This is a genomic window from Streptomyces sp. XY431 (assembly GCF_001279805.1).
Taxonomy (GTDB): Bacteria; Actinomycetota; Actinomycetes; order Streptomycetales; family Streptomycetaceae; genus Kitasatospora; species Kitasatospora purpeofusca.
Genome location: NZ_LGDO01000274.1, coordinates 1 through 1029, shown reverse-complemented (window position 1 = coordinate 1029; position 1029 = coordinate 1). Strand labels below are relative to the sequence as shown.

Annotated in this window: 1 protein-coding gene; it reads left to right on the top strand. The window is 74.6% G+C overall.

Going from position 1 to position 1029, the window contains the following annotated elements; genetic code table 11:
• Positions 1–90 precede the first annotated feature (90 nt).
• The coding region (locus ADK60_RS23450) for an EamA family transporter (RefSeq protein ID WP_107094700.1) at positions 91–1029 on the top strand (939 nt) is incomplete at its 3' end.

Below are 1029 nucleotides of genomic sequence, written 5' to 3'. Positions count from 1 at the left end.
GGGTGGGGGTGCCGTGGTCGGGGCCGGTGGGCGTGGGTGCCATGGCTCCATCCTAGCGCAGTAGCTTCCATGGAAGTTATATTGGCTTCCATGGAAGCCAGTTTTCGGTGGGTGCTGCTGACCGCCGTCGCGCCGGTGGCGTGGGGTGCGAACTACTACGTCACCCATGAGTTCCTCCCGGCGGACCGCCCGCTCTGGGGAGCCGCCCTGCGGGCCCTGCCGGCGGGACTGCTCCTGTTCGTGCTGCGCCCGCGCCGGCCGCGTGGAGCCTGGTGGTGGCGGACGGCCGTCCTCGGGCTGCTCAACACGGCGGGATTCTTCGTCCTGCTCTACATCGCCTCGCAGTCCCTGGCCACCAGTGTCGCCTCCACTGTGATGGCGGCCTCGCCGCTCGCGATGCTGCTCCTGGCCTGGGCGCTGACCGCCGCCCGCCCCGCCAGGGCGCACCTGCTGGGCGCCCTGGTCGGCCTGGCCGGGGTCGGGCTGATGCTGCTGACCAGGAGCGAACCGGTCAGCCTGCCGGGCCTGGCCGCCTCGGCGGCGGCGATGCTGGTCTCCTCGCTCGGCTACGTCCTGGCCGCCCGGTGGCGCGAAGGGGCGGACGTCCTCGCCACCACCGCCTGGCAGTTGCTGGCGGGCGGACTGGTCCTGCTGCCCCTGGCCGCGGTGTTCGAGGGCGCGCCCGTGGTGCCTGCCGGGCGCGAGCTGGCGGCCTTCGGCTACGTCGCGGTGGTGGCGACCGCGCTGGCCTTCGCCGCCTGGTTCGCGGGCCTGCGCCGGCTGCCGGCGGGGACGGTCGGGCTGCTGGGGCTGCTCAATCCGTTGACCGGTGTGCTGCTCGGCACCGTGGTGGCGGGCGAGCGGCTCGGCCCGCCGCAGTTCGCCGGGCTGGTGCTGGTGCTGGCGGGGGTCGCGCTCGGCCGCCCGCGTGGCGCTTCGGGGGCTGGTTCGCGTGGCGCTTCGGGGGCTGGTTCGAGGGGTGGTTCGGAGGACCGTTCGGGGGGTCGTTCGGGGGGTGGCCCGCTCGGC